At 63.2% G+C, this 514-nt stretch carries 1 protein-coding gene; it reads left to right on the top strand.

Translation table 11 applies throughout. The features are described from left to right. Window positions 1-356, top strand: a 356-nt coding sequence (locus JK635_RS28575) for a carbohydrate ABC transporter permease (RefSeq protein WP_202654793.1), incomplete at its 5' end; no start/stop codon positions are given. Window positions 357-514 lie beyond the last annotated feature (158 nt).

Genomic DNA, 514 nt, shown 5'->3' with positions numbered 1-514 from the left:
TCTTCCGCACCGTGCCCGACGACCTGGTGCACGCCGCGCGCCTGGACGGCATGAGCGAGTTCGAACTGGTCTGGCGCGTGATGCTGCCCACTGCCGTGCCGGCGCTGTTTGCCTTTGCCATCTTCTCGGTCGTCTGGCACTGGAACGACTACTTCTGGCCGCTGCTGGTGATCTCCTCCCCCGAGCTGGCCACGCCGCCGCTGGGCACCATGTTCTTCCGCAACGAGGAGGCCGGCATCAACTACGGCCCGCTCATGGCCGGCACCGTGCTCATCACGGCACCGCTGCTGCTGCTGTTCATCGCGGCCCAGAAGCGCTTCATCGAAGGCGTGACGCTGACCGGCGTCAAAGGCTGATCTTTCCTCTTTCCGTTTCCCTTTCTTTCTCCCTTCATCCATCAAGGAGTGCATCCCATGAAACGAGTTGTCCTGAAATCCATCGCAGCCGGCGTGCTGCTGGCTTGCGGCTGGGCGCATGCGCAGCAGCCGCTGGAAATCGTCGTGGACTACCCCTA

The sequence above is a fragment of the Neobacillus paridis genome (assembly GCF_016765675.1).
GTDB lineage: Bacteria > Bacillota > Bacilli > Bacillales > Cytobacillaceae > Neobacillus > Neobacillus paridis.
The sequence above is the reverse complement of the archived record's forward strand: the minus strand, read 5'-3'. Positions and strand labels throughout refer to the sequence as shown.